The organism is Burkholderia sp. BCC1208 (genome assembly GCF_902833095.1).
In the GTDB taxonomy this organism is placed as follows: Bacteria; Pseudomonadota; Gammaproteobacteria; order Burkholderiales; family Burkholderiaceae; genus Burkholderia.
The window spans coordinates 1-13,740 of record NZ_CADFDY010000022.1 but is presented as its reverse complement, the minus strand read 5'-3'; the positions used below and the strand labels follow the sequence as shown (position 1 = coordinate 13,740).

Annotated in this window: 10 protein-coding genes, 2 rRNA genes and 1 riboswitch; of the genes, 6 read left to right on the top strand and 6 right to left on the bottom strand. The window is 64.9% G+C overall.

Annotated features, from left to right (window positions below; genetic code table 11):
• From HWX09_RS33325 to HWX09_RS33315, 3 genes are all read left to right on the top strand, one after another.
• Positions 1–88 (top strand): 23S ribosomal RNA (locus HWX09_RS33325); the annotation flags it as partial.
• A 227-nt stretch (positions 89–315) separates the two neighbouring features.
• Positions 316–428 (top strand): 5S ribosomal RNA (rrf, locus tag HWX09_RS33320).
• Positions 429–997: 569 nt separating this feature from the next.
• Positions 998–2,422, top strand: coding sequence for a DHA2 family efflux MFS transporter permease subunit (locus HWX09_RS33315; RefSeq protein WP_027781491.1), 1,425 nt, complete (start codon positions 998–1,000; stop codon positions 2,420–2,422).
• Between the two features lie 736 nt (positions 2,423–3,158).
• Here the strand turns inward: HWX09_RS33315 and HWX09_RS33310 are convergent.
• From HWX09_RS33310 to HWX09_RS33300, 3 genes are all read right to left on the bottom strand, one after another.
• The gene (locus HWX09_RS33310; protein ID WP_027781490.1) at positions 3,159–3,902 is read right to left on the bottom strand and encodes a 2OG-Fe(II) oxygenase; all 744 of its coding nucleotides are present in this window, start codon (positions 3,900–3,902) and stop codon (positions 3,159–3,161) included.
• A gap of 406 nt (positions 3,903–4,308) precedes the next feature.
• Positions 4,309–5,901 carry an inorganic phosphate transporter gene (locus tag HWX09_RS33305; RefSeq protein WP_027781489.1) on the bottom strand — a complete coding sequence of 531 codons (1,593 nt, stop codon included), beginning with the start codon at positions 5,899–5,901 and terminating at the stop codon, positions 4,309–4,311.
• A gap of 165 nt (positions 5,902–6,066) precedes the next feature.
• Positions 6,067–6,657, bottom strand: a complete 591-nt coding sequence (locus tag HWX09_RS33300; protein ID WP_027781488.1) for a histidine phosphatase family protein — start codon at positions 6,655–6,657, stop codon at positions 6,067–6,069.
• A 45-nt stretch (positions 6,658–6,702) separates the two neighbouring features.
• A riboswitch (cobalamin riboswitch) is annotated at positions 6,703–6,846 on the top strand.
• Between the two features lie 32 nt (positions 6,847–6,878).
• Here HWX09_RS33300 and HWX09_RS33295 point away from each other — a divergent pair.
• Complete coding sequence (locus tag HWX09_RS33295; protein WP_027781487.1) at positions 6,879–7,088, top strand: CbtB-domain containing protein; 210 nt, start codon at positions 6,879–6,881, stop codon at positions 7,086–7,088.
• Positions 7,089–7,101: 13 nt separating this feature from the next.
• Positions 7,102–7,824, top strand: coding sequence for a CbtA family protein (locus tag HWX09_RS33290; protein WP_027781486.1), 723 nt, complete (start codon positions 7,102–7,104; stop codon positions 7,822–7,824).
• Between the two features lie 22 nt (positions 7,825–7,846).
• Here HWX09_RS33290 and HWX09_RS33285 read toward each other — a convergent pair whose 3' ends face one another.
• The gene (locus HWX09_RS33285) at positions 7,847–8,755 is read right to left on the bottom strand and encodes a LysR family transcriptional regulator (protein ID WP_027781485.1); all 909 of its coding nucleotides are present in this window, start codon (positions 8,753–8,755) and stop codon (positions 7,847–7,849) included.
• Between the two features lie 127 nt (positions 8,756–8,882).
• On the opposite strand from HWX09_RS33285, the gene metE reads away from it, so the two are divergent.
• Positions 8,883–11,177 (top strand): 5-methyltetrahydropteroyltriglutamate--homocysteine S-methyltransferase, encoded by a 2,295-nt coding sequence (metE, locus tag HWX09_RS33280; RefSeq protein WP_027781484.1) that lies wholly within the window; start codon positions 8,883–8,885, stop codon positions 11,175–11,177.
• Between the two features lie 115 nt (positions 11,178–11,292).
• Here metE and HWX09_RS33275 read toward each other — a convergent pair whose 3' ends face one another.
• Positions 11,293–12,618: an MFS transporter gene (locus HWX09_RS33275; RefSeq protein WP_027781483.1), complete on the bottom strand. Its 1,326-nt coding sequence runs from the start codon at positions 12,616–12,618 to the stop codon at positions 11,293–11,295.
• 56 nt (positions 12,619–12,674) lie between these two features.
• Positions 12,675–13,631 (bottom strand): agmatinase, encoded by a 957-nt coding sequence (gene speB, locus HWX09_RS33270; protein WP_027781482.1) that lies wholly within the window; start codon positions 13,629–13,631, stop codon positions 12,675–12,677.
• Positions 13,632–13,740: the final 109 nt, after the last annotated feature.

Genomic DNA, 13,740 nt, shown 5'->3' with positions numbered 1-13,740 from the left:
TTCGAGACCAGGACGTTGATAGGTCAGGTGTGTAAGCGCAGTAATGCGTTCAGCTAACTGATACTAATTGCCCGTAAGGCTTGATCCTATAACAAGTCTGCCTTGTGTCGATGATCGTTAGTGCTTCAGCACTTACGAGCATCCCACGCAGAGCATCGAGCAGCGAAGCTGATCGATGCGGTGCGCCGGTTGAAGTACCGGTGACCTGCGTAGCAAGACGAGACACGTTGGATTCTCGTGTGTGATACACACAACCTAAATTACTGCTTCTTCCAAGATTGGTTGCGCTGCGAAGCAACGCAACAACCCCCTTTGCCTGATGACCATAGCGAGTCGGTCCCACCCCTTCCCATCCCGAACAGGACCGTGAAACGACTCTACGCCGATGATAGTGCGGATTCCCGTGTGAAAGTAGGTAATCGTCAGGCTCCCTAAGCCAGAAACCCCCGCCCAAAAAGGCCGGGGTTTTTGCATTGGCGCGGCGGAAATGCACGCGCGAGCGGAAGAGCGTTACCCCCGCCTATCTGCGTTAGCACTTCACCAACGCAATCAATTGCAGTGCGAGTCCGTCAATTCGACGCTCGACTGTTCTCGAGCACTCTGTGGTTGTGTCGTCCAGAATCTCCCGGCGCCTCCTTCCGCTAACAGTACCATCCGTCCTCAGGATCGATTTCGGCCGCTGCTGCGCATCCGGCGATGATGTTGCGATGCCCGGTGATGAGCGATGTTGATCAACAATGGTCAATAAATACCGCTTTCTGACGAACCCCCACTTTGTCTGGCTGCTCTTCGATGCGCCGCGTCCCGTGCATCACTCGGCGAACGCCGGGCGAAATCGTCGTAAAAAATCTATGCGCATAAAGTCCATTCGCACGACATGCTCGGCAGAGCGGGGAGCAAGTCCTTCGGGGTAATATCAGCGTTCGTCCGATTCCCCGTGCGTGCCTGCATCCGTCGGTGATCGGTGTCTTTTTACATCCCGTCTCCTGCATCGTTCATGACTGACAGCCCCGTCCAAGGTGGTCGGACGACCGACTTCTTGCCCTATCTCGTCGCCGCGACGTTCTTCATGGAGTATCTCGACACGACCGTGATCGCGACCGCGCTGCCGCAAATGGCCAGTTCGTTCGGCGTTGGGCCGAACGCACTGAGCCTCGGGATGACGGCCTACATGCTGGCGTTGGCGGTGTTCATTCCGATCAGCGGCTGGATCGCGGATCGCTATGGCTCGCGGACGGTCTTCGCGAGCGCGATCGTCGTCTTTACCGGCGCGTCGGTGCTGTGCGGGCTATCCGAAGGTGTGATGTCGTTCACGGCTGCCCGGCTGCTGCAGGGTATCGGCGGGGCGATGATGGTGCCGGTCGGGCGAATGATCGTCGTGCGGAGCACCGAGAAAGCGAGGCTGATGCGTGCGATCGCGACGATCACGTGGCCGGGCATCGTCGCGCCCGTCGTAGGGCCGCCGATCGGTGGCTTCATCACGACCTATGCATCGTGGCGATGGATCTTCCTGTTGAACGTCCCGTTCGGCGTCGCCGCGCTCGTTTGTACCTGGCTGATCGTCCGGAATACGCGAGCCGCCGAGCAACGGCCGCTCGACTGGATCGGCTTCGTGCTGGCCGGTGGCGCATTGACCTGCCTGCTGATCGGCACCGAAGCGGCCGGCCAGCAGGATGTCGACTTCATGCGCGCGGGTGTCCTGGTCGGCGCAAGCGTGCTGTTCGGCATCGCCGCATGGCTGCATGCGCGACGTTGCGCGCATCCGCTGCTCGATTTCACGACGCTGAAGGTGCCGACGTTCTCGGTGACGGTGATCACCGGCTCGATCACGCGGATGGCGATCAACGCCGTCCCGTACCTGCTGCCGCTGCTGTTCCAGATCGGCTTCGGGCTGTCGCCGTTCCAGTCAGGCCTGTTGTTGCTCGCGAGCGCGCTCGGCAATCTCGGGATGAAGGCGGGCACATCGTGGATCCTCGACCGTTACGGCTTTCGGCGCGTTGCGCTCGTCGACGTGACGATCGCCGGCATTTTCACGATCGCATGCGGCTGGCTGACCGCGTCGACGCCGCTGGCAATCACGCTGTTCGTCGTATTCGTCTACGGGCTCACGCGGTCGATGCAGTTCACGACGCTCGCGACGCTGGCTTATGCGGATATCCCGGCTCAGCAGACGAGCGCGGCCAGCACGCTATGGAGCGCCGCGCAGCAGATGACGATCGGGATGGGGATCGCGTTCGGTGCATTGTCGCTGCGGCTCGCGGCATTGGTGCGCGGCGATGCGGCCGGCATGCACTACGTGCTCGACGATTTCCGCTGGGCGTTCGTCGCGGCGGGCGTGCTCGCGCTGCTGACGTTGCCGGGCTACGCACGGCTGGCTTCCGATGCCGGCGATCGGCTGCGGGCCAACGTGGCGCGAGGATAGGCCGGACTGCAAATCGTATTGGCGGGCGACAGGTGAGGACGTATGTTTTTCAGCGTTCACCGGAAACGTTGATGCGTTGCGGCCGCGCTCGCCCGAGGGTCAATGCGATCGGTCTTCTGTTATTCGGGTGGGTGGGCCTTCCGAGCCGGCCGTGCTTGGTCGGAACGTTTTCCGAACTGATGACGAGGCGACAGGTGAGGACGCGTGTTTTTCGGCGTTCACCGGAGGCGCTGATGCGTTGCGGCCGCGCTCGCCCGACGGTCAACGCGACCGGTCTTCTGGCATTCGTGCGAGTGGGCCTTCCGGCCGGCCATGCTTGGTCGGAACGTTTTCCGAGCGATGACGAGGCGACAGGTGAGGACGCATGTTTTTCGGCGTTCGCCGGAAGCGTTGATGCATTGCGGCCGCGCTCGCCCGACGGTCAACGCAACCGGTCTTCTGTCACTCGGGCGAGTGGGCCTTCCGGCCGGCCACGCTTGGTCGGAACGTTTTCCGAACGATGACGAGGCGACAGGTGAGATCGCATGTTTTTCGGCGTTCACCGGAAGCGTTGATGCATTGCGGCCGCGCTCGCCCGTTGGTTAACGCAACCGGTCTTCTGTCACTCGGGCGAGTGGGCCTTCCGGCCGGCCATGCTTGATCGGAGCGTTTTCCGAGCGATGACGTGCGGTGCCGGGACGACCATGAATGCGACGCGATAAGCGGCGCGGCAGCAGCACAGCTGTTTCGATTCCCGCTACTGCGCATCATGGAAGATGATGCCAACCGTGTGACGGTGGCCGCTTCGAATCCGGCTGACGCCGTGGCGCAGGTTGACGCGGTAGACGCCACGGGTTCCCTGCACAGGCCGGCCGTGTACCGCGAAGATCACCGCATCCCCTTGCGTCAGCGGCACCACTTCCGCACGCGACTGCATGCGTGGTCGCTGTTCCGTCAACACGAACTCCCCGCCACTGAAATCGCGACCCGGCGCCGAGAGCAGGATTGCGACCTGCAGCGGAAACACGTGCTCGCCATACAGGTCCTGGTGGAGGCAGTTGTAGTCGTCGGCGCCGTATTGCAGGATCAACGGCGTCGGTCGCGTCTGGCCCGCCGCGTGGCAGCGATCGAGGAACGTCGCATGGTCTTTCGGGTAACGGACATCGATCCCGAGCGCCTGGTTCCAGCGATTCGCGATCGGCGCGAGATGCGGGTAGATCGTCGCGCGCAGTTCGGCGATGACCGCTGGCAGCGGATACGCGAAATACTTGTACTCGCCGCGGCCAAAGCCGTGCCGCGCCATCACGACACGTGAACGATAGAGCGCATCGCGGGGATAGAGCGACGCGAGTGCATCGCACTCGCTTGCCGACATCAGGCCCGGCACGCGTGCGCATCCGTAGCGATCGAGTTCGGCATCGACGCTCGGCCAGTCGAGCATGTCGACGCGTTGCGCGATGTCCAGCGGTTCGACGGCAGGTTGCAGATCGGCAATGTTCATGGGCGTACCTCGAGGCTTCGGCAGTGTGGCGCCGTGCGGTCGCGCACGGTCGAAGTCATGAAACTTGATGAACCCAGTTTAGTAGCGTCCGTGTGCCGGTACGCTCCAGATCTTGCGCTTTAATTCGGGCGAGAAAACGGGGAAACGTTGACGGCACGGCATCGACACACTGAATGTGGCGACGTGCCGGAGCGGAGAGACTGGGAAGCGGAGAAGCGGAGAAGCGGAGAAGCGGAGAAGCGGAGAAGCGGAGAAGCGGAGAAGCGGAGAAGCGGAGAAGCGGAGAAGCGGAGAAGCGGAGAAGCGGAGAAGCGGAGAAGCAGAGCAGCAGAGCAGCAGAGCAGCGACAGATCCACCCTGCCGCGGCGGTTGGCCGGCTATCGCCCGCCACCCGCCGCGTCGCCGATCAGGCCAGCGACCGGAACAACCAGTAAAGCCCCCCCGCCAGCGCGATCGACGCGGGCAGCGTCAGCACCCATGCGAGGACGAGGCTGCGCACCGTGCTCCATTGCAGCCCGGAACCGTTCGCCGCCATCGTGCCCGCGACACCCGACGACAGCACGTGTGTCGTCGACACGGGCAGCCCGTACATGTCGGCGGCCCCAATCGTCAGCATTGCGACGAGTTCGGCCGATGCGCCCTGTCCGTACGTCAAATGCTGCTTGCCGATTTTTTCGCCGACGGTCACGACGATCCGCTTCCAGCCGACCATCGTGCCGAGACCCAGCGCGATCGCGACGGCGACCTTCACCCACGTCGGAATGAACTTGGTCGCGTGGTCGAGCTGCTTGCGATAGTTGTCGATCGCGAGCTTGTCGTCGGCGGCGAATGCGGGCTGGCCCGACTTCTCGATCAGGCGAATGGCTTCGGATACCAGATACATCGTGTTGCGCACGTTGTCGACGTCGCGCTGCGGCACGGCCGCCATCGAGCCCGACGCGCCGACGGCGGTCGCGAGCGACGTGGACAACTGCGCCACGGCCGGCAGCACGGTGGGCGTCAGTTCACGATGCTGCACGTAGTGTTCGACATCGGCGCGCGGATTCGAGGAAGGCGCGACGCCGTTCGTGTACTTCCCGAACGTCGCGGCCGCCTGGTTCGCGACCGCCACGAAGGTCTGCGATTCGGCGGGCGTGACGGCCTTGTTCAGCGCATACGCGGTCGGCACCGTGCCGATCAGGATCAGCATGATGAGCCCCATCCCTTTCTGTCCGTCGTTCGACCCATGAGCGAACGACACGCCGGTGCACGTGAGGATCAGCAGGCAGCGAATCCAGAACGGCGGCGGCTGGTCCTTCGGCGGTTCCTTGTACAGCTCCGGAATCCGCACGACGGACTTCAGTACGAGCAGCAGCAGCGACGCACAGAGGAAGCCGACGATCGGCGAGAACAGCAGCGACTTGCCGACGCCGAGCGCCTGGCCCCAGTCGACGCCGCTCGTGCCGGACGACCCGTGCAGCAACTGGTTCATCAGCCCGACGCCGATGATCGACCCGATCAGCGTATGCGAGCTCGACGACGGCAACCCGAAATACCAGGTCGCGAGGTTCCAGACGATCGCGGCGATCAGCAGTGCGAACACCATGGCGAAGCCCGAGCCGCTGCCGACCTGCAGGATCAGCTCGACCGGCAGCAACTGCAGGATGCCGAACGCGACGGCTCCGCTCGAGACCATCACGCCGAGGAAGTTCCACATGCCCGACCAGATCACCGCGACGTTCGGCGTCAGCGAGTGCGTATAGATCACGGTCGCGACCGCGTTCGCGGTGTCGTGGAAGCCGTTGACGAACTCGAAGCCCAGCGCGATCAGCAGTGCTGCGCCGAGCAGCAGGTACGGGAACATCGACCCTTCGCGGACCGGTGACAGATCGTCGACCAGGTGCGTGGCGATATAGACGCCGCCGAGCACGAGCACCAGCAGGAAGACGGCATAGCCGATCTGCCGGGTGCGTGCGACGGAGGCCGGATTGTTCGGGGCGGACGAAGCAGGTTGATTCATGACGACATCTCGTAAGGGAACCTCGTCCGATCCTAGCTGCGGCTAGCAGTCAGTTTGATGACAGTCGGGAGGACGAACGGTGTGTCTTACGGGGATGTAAGGCGAGCGACGGCATGCGAAGCGTCGGGGCGCATCGTCTACTCACATAGTGAACAGGACAGCGGCTTACGCGCCGGTGTCGAGCCGGTCATCCTCCATCGTGGCCAACGTCCAGCCGGCCGGCGACGCGACGAATGTCGTGCACGACAGCGGCGCGACGTCGACGCGTGTGGTCGCCGCGGCGCCCGTGCGCAGCACATGCGCGATGGCCGCGCGGACGATCGGCGCATGCGTGATCGCAATGATGTCGCGATCGCGCGGCAGCGCGTTCAACCATGTGCCGACCCGATGCGCGGCGGCGTCGAACGATTCGCCGCGATGCGGCGACGCGGACGGCGTGCCGATCCACGCCGCAAGTTCGTTAGGCAGGTCGCGCGCGAGATCGTGCAGCCGCTTGCCGCACCAATTGCCGTAGTCGATGTCGCGCAGCGCGTCGTCGATATCGGCGTGCAATCCGAGTGCGTCGGCGGTCTGCCTTGCGCAGCGTGCCGGGCTGCACAGCACGAGCGAACCGGCGACATCCGTCCAGCGGCCGCGCAGCGCAGCGGCTTCGGCGAGCCCGTGCGCGTCGAGCGGATCGTCGTCGGGAAACGTGCCGGTGCGCATTGCGCGGGTCGATGCGTGGGCGATCAGGCGCAGCGAGGCAGGCATGGTCATGTCGGTTGTCGGACGATCCGGAGCGGGGCGCATTCGTCGTGTGTCATCGCTTCAATACGCGAACGTTCGCGCGTACAATTCGCCCGATACGAAGCGCGGAAGCCGGTGCAATTCCGGCGCGGTCGCGCCACTGTAACCGGGGAATCGATGATCCCGGAAGCCAGACCTGCCTTCGTACCCATCCATCATTTGTCGGGGCGCGATTCCCCTGAGGTGCATCCATGAGCGAAGCAGTGCTGAAGCCGGCGGCCGTGCCGGCACCCATCCCCGTCCGTGAACTGTTGCCGTGGGCCGCGTTCGTCGGCCTGATCCTGCTGCTCGCACTCTATTTCGTCGGTGCGGAACAGGGCGCGACGTCGCTCGTGCCGGGCATGGTCGTCCACGAATTCGTCCACGACGGCCGCCATCTGCTCGGCTTTCCCTGCCACTGACGCGGAGCCTGCGATGATCGGAAAGCTGCTCATGCGCGGGATGCTCGCAGGCATCGCCGCGGGCCTCCTCACGTTCGGTTTCGCGAAAATCGTCGGCGAACCGCAAGTCGATCAGGCGATCTCCTTCGAGGAAAAAACCGCCGCCGCCCAAGGCGAGGCGCCGGAACCCGAGCTGGTCAGCCGCCACACGCAGGCCGGCCTCGGGTTGCTGACGGGCGTCGTGACCTACGGCGCGGCATTCGGCGGGCTGTTCTCGCTGGTCTTCGCGTATGCGTACGGACGAGGCGGCCGCCTGCCGGCACGGCCGCTGGCCGCGTGGCTCGCGCTGGCGGCGTTCGTCGCGCTCGTGATCGTGCCGAACCTCAAGTACCCGGCCAATCCGCCGTCGGTCGGCGACCCCGACACGATCGGCTATCGCACCGGCCTGTTCTTCCTGATGATCGCGATCTCGGTTGCGACGATGGTGTTCTCGGTCGGCGTGCGCCGCCATCTGCTGGCGAAGCTCGGCCAGTGGAACGCGTCGATCGTCGCGGGGCTCGTGTTCGTCGCGATCATCGCGGCCGTGCAGATCGGGCTGCCGTCGGTCAGCGAACTGCCGGCCGATTTCCCGGCGGCGTTGCTGTGGAAGTTCCGCGTGGCGGCCATCGGCATGCAGGTGATCATGTGGACGACGATCGGCCTGCTGTTCGGCGCGTGGGTCGAGCGCGGCGAACGCGCAGGCCTTCGCGCCGCCTGATGCGCGGGGCAACCGGACACGCCTAGCGCAGCATGCGCGGCGCGCTCCACGTCGATTCGCGCGCCAGCGCGACGAACGCGGCCAGATAGTCGATCGATGCGTCCGCTTCGCGGATGCCGAGGAAGATCTGCTTCGCGATGCCCTTCTTGCCGAGCTTGACCGGTACGACCGGCATCCGGTCCGCGTATTCGTCGGCGAGCCATCGCGGCAGCGCGGCCACGCCGCGCCCGCTCGCGACCATCTGCAACATGATGTCGGTCGTCTCGATCGACTTGTGCCGCCTCGGCACGATGCCGGCCGGCGTCAGGAACTGGTTGTAGATGTCGAGCCGGTCGGTTTCGACCGGGTACGTGATCAGGATCTCGTCGGTCAGTTGCTCGGGGCTCACGTAGTCGGCATTCGCGAACCGGTGCGAATCCGCGACCACCAGCACCTGCTCGTAGTCGAACACGGGATCGAAGCGCAGCCCCGGCTTGTTCAGCGGGTCGGGGGTCACGAGCACGTCGATGTCGTAACCGAACAGCGCGCCGATGCCGCCGAACTGGAAGCGCTGCTTCACGTCCACGTCGACGTCGGGCCAGCACGACAGGTACGGCGAGACGACCTTCAGCAGCCACTGGTAGCACGGGTGGCACTCCATCCCGATGCGCAGCGTGCCGCGCTCGCCCTTCGCGTACTGCTTCATCCGTTCCTCGGCGAGCTCGAACTGCGGCAGCAGGCGGTTCGCCAGCTTCAGCAGATACTGCCCGCCCTGCGTGAGCCGCAGCCCGCGGCCTTCCCGATCCCAGATCGGCGTGCCGAGTTGCTGCTCGATTTTCCTGACGGTATGGCTGAGCGCCGATTGCGTGAGGTGCAGCGCATTGGCCGCCGCGGTCAGCGAGCCCTGGCGTTCGACTTCACGAATGACGACGAGATGGAATCGTTCCAGCATGGATCGCGCTCATGCAATGAATGCATGAAAAATGTTAATGGATGAATGAAATAATGCCATTTTATTTCATGGTTTGAAATCCCTATGATGGCTGCCTGATCTTCACCTTTCTCTGGACGGCAGCTTCATGGTCACGACACACAACCTCGGTTTTCCGCGCATCGGCGCGAAGCGCGAACTCAAGTTCGGTCTCGAACGCTACTGGAACGGCGAATCGTCGCGCGACGAACTGAAGGCGCTCGGCGCCGAGCTGCGCCGGCGTCACTGGCACGACCAGCGCGATCTCGATCTCGCGCCGATCGGCGACTTCGCGTTCTACGACCAGGTGCTCGACATGAGCGTCACGCTCGGCAACTTGCCGAAGCGCGTGCAGGATTTCCACGGCGATGCGCTCGACAACTATTTCCGCGTCGCGCGCGGCCGTTCGACGCAATCGGCGCAGGAGCACGCCGCGTGCTGCGGCGGCGTCGCGGCCGGCGAAATGACGAAGTGGTTCGACACGAACTACCACTACATCGTGCCGGAGTTCCACGCGGACACGAACTTCTCGCTCGATCCGTCGCGTCTGCTGCGGCAACTGGCCGAAGCGAACGCGCAGGGCGTGCGCGCGAAGCCGGTGATTCTCGGCCCGGTCACGTACCTGTGGCTCGGCAAGGCGAAGGACGATTCCGATCGCCTCGCGCTGTTGGCGAAGCTGCTGCCGGTGTACGGTGCGCTGCTCGACACGCTGACCGCGCAGGGCGTCGAATGGGTGCAGATCGACGAGCCGATTCTCGTCACCGAGCTCGATGCCGAATGGCGCCACGCGTTCCGCACCGCGTATGCGGCGCTGGAAACTCGCCGCATCAAGCTGCTGCTCGCCACGTACTTCGGACAGCTTCAGGACAACCTGACGCTCGCGGCGTCGCTGCCGGTCGACGGTCTGCACGTCGATGCAATCAACGCACGCGACGAAGTCGACGCGCTGGTGCGTGAACTGCCGGCCGATCGCGTGCTGTCGGTCGGCGCGATCAACGGCCGCAACATCTGGAAGACGGACCTTAACGCGACGCTCGACTGGCTCGAGCCGCTCGCGAAGCAACTGGGCGACCGGCTGTGGCTCGCGCCGTCGTGCTCGCTGCTGCACGTGCCGGTCGATCTCGCGAGCGAGGAGAAGCTCGACGCCGAAATCCGCTCGTGGCTCGCGTTCGCGTTGCAGAAGCTCGACGAGCTGAAGGTGCTCGCGACCGCACTGAACGAAGGCCGCGACAAGGTGGCCGGCGCGCTCGCCGCGAATGCCGCCGCGATCGATTCGCGCCGCCGATCGCCGCGCGTGAACAACCCGGCGGTGAAGGCTGCGATTGCCCGCATCGACGCGCAGCTCGGCAACCGCGCGAGCCCCTATACGCAGCGTGCGTCGAAGCAGTCGGCGCGGCTGAAGCTGCCGGCGTTCCCGACGACGACGATCGGCTCGTTCCCGCAGACCGCCGAGATCCGCCAGGCGCGCAGCCGGTTCAAGGCCGGCGCGCTGGACGAAGCCGGCTATCGCGCGGCGATGCAGGCCGAGATCGAGCGCAGTGTCCGCGAACAGGAGTCGCTCGAACTCGACGTGCTCGTGCATGGCGAGGCCGAGCGCAACGACATGGTCGAATACTTCGGCGAACAGCTCGACGGCTACGCGTTCAGCCAGTTCGGCTGGGTGCAGTCGTACGGTTCGCGCTGCGTGAAGCCGCCGATCCTGTTCGGCGACATCAGCCGCCCGAAGGCGATGACGGTCGAATGGATCGCCTATGCGCAGTCGCTGACGGACAAGCCGATGAAGGGCATGCTCACGGGCCCCGTGACGATCCTGAACTGGTCGTTCGTGCGCGACGACCAGCCGCGCTCGGTATCGTGCTACCAGCTTGCGCTGGCGATCCGCGATGAAGTGCTCGATCTCGAGAAGGCCGGCGTGCGCGTGATCCAGATCGACGAAGCGGCGCTGCGCGAAGGGCTGCCGCTGCGCCGCGCGCCATGGAGCGAATACCTGCAGTGGGCGGTCGAGTCGTTCCGCATCACCGCGAACGGCGTGCAGGACGATACGCAGATCCACACGCACATGTGCTATTCGGAGTTCAACGACATCATCGCGTCGATCGCCGACATGGACGCGGACGTGATCACGATCGAGACGTCGCGCTCCGACATGGAGCTGCTCGATGCGTTCGACGACTTCAGGTATCCGAACGAAATCGGGCCGGGCGTGTACGACATTCATTCGCCGAACGTCCCGACGCAGGATCAGATCGTCGGCCTGATGAGGAAGGCGGCCGAGCGGATTCCGGCGGAACGCCTGTGGGTGAACCCGGATTGCGGGCTGAAGACGCGCCAGTGGGCGGAAGTGATTCCGGCGCTGACGAACATGGTCGCCGCCGCGAAGACGCTGCGTAACCAGGTGCGGTAACCACACGCAGCGAGCGCTGTATGGCGCCGCAGCGATCGACGATCGCGACGGCAAAAAATCGGCCCGCGGAAGCGGGCCGATTTTTGTCATGCATGCGTTTGCGGTACGCGTCGCGCTACGCGGTGCGCGTGCCGCGTGGCAGCGCATCGCCCGTCTTGCCGGGCGCGCCCGCATCGTCGATGCCGACGCGGCGCGCGATCAGCCACACGCACAGCGACGACAGCACGGCGGCGCTCGTGTACTGGATCGCGAGCGGCCACCATTGCGGGGCCGCGTTCTGCGCGATCAGCGTCGCGACGAGCGGCGTGAGGCCGCCGGCGAGCGCACCGCACACCTGGTACGCGATCGAGATCGCCGTATAGCGGATCCGCGCGACGAAGATGCCGCTGACGAAGCCCGCGACCACCGAGTAGTAGCCCGATTCCGCGAGCGTCGCGAGGCCGACGCCGACGGTGATCGACACCGGCGTGCCCAGATGCACGAGCGGCAGCATCACGAACGGGACGATCATCGCCCAGGCGCCGGTGATCAGCAGCACGCGCGTGGTGCCGAAGCGCTGCGCGAGGAACGCGGCCGCGAGCTGTACGACGAACTGCAGCACCGCGACGATCGTCATGCAATGCAGCACCATCGACCGGTCGAGCGACAGAAACTGCGTCGCATAGCTGATCATGAAGATATTGCTGAAATACACGCCGGCGATCCCGTACACATTCGCGCCGATCGCGAGCAGCAGCAGCGGCCAGTACTTGAGCGCTTCGCGCAGCGGCTTCTGCGCGATGTTGCCGCTCCTCTTCACTTCCTCGAACTCGGGGGACTCCGACACGCTCGCGCGGATCACGAAGCCGACGATCAGGAGCACTGAACTCGCGAGGAACGGCACGCGCCAGCCCCAGCTCATCATGTCGTCCTTCGACAGCGTGCTGATCGCGCCGAACGCGAGCATTGACAGGATCAGGCCGCTCGCGCTGCCGAGCTGCGCGAACGACGCGAAGAACGTGCGCTTGCCTTCGGGCGCATGCTCGCCGGCCAGCAGCACCGCGCCGCCCCATTCGCCGCCGACCGCGATGCCTTGCAGCACCCGCATCAGCACGAGCAGGATCGGTGCGATCACGCCGGCTTGCGCATGGGTCGGCAGCAGGCCGATCGCGACCGTCGACACGGCCATCAGCATCAGCGTCGCGAGCAGCGAACGCTTGCGGCCGAAGCGGTCGCCGAGATAGCCGAACATCACGCCGCCGAGCGGCCGCGCGAAAAAGCCGACCGCGAACGAGCCGAACGACGCGAGCAGGCTGATGAAGCGGTTTTCGCCGGGAAAGAACAGCGGCCCGAACACGATGGCGGCGGCGGTCGCGTAACTATAGAAGTCGTACCACTCGATCGTGGTGCCGACGAACGACGCGAGCGCCGCCCGCTTCGGTTGCTTGACGGAAGTTCCCATCTGTATGTGTGCTCCTCTGGAATCCTCTGATTTGGAATAGTGGTGGCGCGCCGGAATCAGGCGCGGTACGCGACGCCCGGCAGCACGCACAGCAGCTCGTACGCGAGGTTCGCGCCGAGCAGGGCCGTGGTGCCGAACGGGTCGTACGGCGGCGCGACTTCGACGAGATCGCAACCGACGATGTTCAGCCCCTTCGCGCCGCGGATGATCTCGAGCGCCTGCGGCACCGTGAGGCCGGCGATTTCCGGCGTGCCGGTGCCGGGCGCGTAGGCCGGATCGATGCCGTCGATGTCGAAGCTGATGTAGACGGGCGTATCGCCGACGCGCGCGCGCACTTCTTCCATCAGCGGCGCGAGCGACTTGTTCCAGCATTCCTCTGCCTGGACGACGCGGAAGCCCTGCTCGCGGCACCAGTCGAAATCCTCGGCCGCGTAGCCGGTGCCGCGCAGGCCGATCTGCGTGACCTTGTCGCCGTGCAGCAGGCCTTCCTCGACCGCGCGGCGGAACGGCGTGCCGTGCGCGATTTTTTCGCCCATCATCGTGTCGTTCACGTCGGCGTGTGCATCGACGTGGATCAATGCAACCTTGCCGTGCTTGCGGTGAATCGCGCGCAGGATCGGCAGCGCGATCGTATGGTCGCCGCCGAGCGTGATCGGCTTGCAGTCGTGCTCGAGAATCGCGTCGTACGCGGCCTCGATGCGGGCGATCGAATCGTGCAGGTTGTACGGATTGATCGCGACGTCGCCGATGTCGGCGATCTGCAGCGAATCGAACGGGGCGGCGCGCGTGGCCATGTTGTACGGGCGCAGCAGCACGGATTCGGTGCGGATCTGGCGCGGGCCGAAGCGCGCGCCCGTGCGGTTGGACGTGCCGAGATCGAACGGCACGCCGACGAAACACGCGTCGAGGCCTTCGGCGCTCGCCACGTGCGGCAGGCGCATCATCGTCGCGATGCCGCCGCAGCGCGGCATTTCATTGCCGCCGAGCGGCTGGAAATGGGTGTGGTCGTTCATGAGGTGTCTATATGAACGCGTCCCGTTTGCAACAGTTTTCTCGTGTTTCGACGGACAGGATGGGCTGCAGCTCTATATCCGGCCTTGATGCAGCTGGTGCAGCCGCTGC